Raw genomic sequence first — 390 nt, forward strand, 5'->3', positions numbered from 1 at the left:
TTTCTGGGCCCCCCCCGGGGCCCGCAACCCCCCCGGGCGCCCCCGCCCCCCGGCGGGGGGGGTAACTCAAAACAAACCCCCCCGGCCGCCCCCCGGGGGGGGGGGGCCCCGACCCCGAGAAACAACGAAGGCGGAGAACGGTCATGAGGGTGTCGGTCGACGGGACCAAATGTGAGGGCCATGCCCTGTGCGCGGGTATCGCGCCGACGGTGTTCGAGGTGAACGCCGAGGACCTGGCCGTGGTGGTCGACGAATATCCGGGTGGTGCCACCGAATCGGAGGTCCGCTCGGCGGCGTCGGCCTGCCCGACGATGGCGATCGCGTTGGGCGAGAGCTAGCTCCGCGTCCGAGAAGGTCGAATGCAGAAACCCGCCTCCCACGGAGGCGGGT

1 protein-coding gene is annotated in these 390 nt (G+C 71.8%); it reads left to right on the forward strand.

Going from position 1 to position 390, the window contains the following annotated elements; translation table 11 throughout:
- The first annotated feature begins 143 nt into the window (after nt 1-143).
- On the forward strand, nt 144-338 hold the full coding sequence (locus ACWGCN_RS18425; protein WP_067444696.1) for a ferredoxin: 195 nt from the start codon (nt 144-146) through the stop codon (nt 336-338).
- The last annotated feature ends 52 nt before the right edge of the window (nt 339-390 follow it).

It is taken from the genome of Nocardia sp. NPDC055050, assembly GCF_053608345.1.